General features: G+C 52.6%; 1 protein-coding gene. It reads right to left on the bottom strand.

Features of this window, described 5'->3' with window-relative positions; translation table 11 throughout:
• The coding region (locus tag AC0IXA_RS28235; protein WP_471815031.1) for an SET domain-containing protein at nt 1-232 on the bottom strand (232 nt) is incomplete at both ends.

Raw genomic sequence — 232 nt, 5'->3', positions numbered from 1 at the left:
GTCCAACAACAATTCATCTCCCTTCTTGATATCCGAAAGCGACACATAGAACGTCAGGTTTTTCCCGACCGAGATGGAGGTGACATTGTTCGACTTCCACACCGGTCCGTTTTTCAGTTGCGAAGTGTTGATCAGGCTCAAGGTATTGCCAGTGTGCAGCCCGCGCACCGTACGCCTCCCCGAACGTGTGCCGAAAATATACGTCAGCACGGCCTCTGAACCTTGCTTGCGT

It is taken from the genome of Pseudomonas sp. AC083, assembly GCF_979253165.1.
This window is presented reverse-complemented; position numbering and strand designations above follow the sequence as displayed.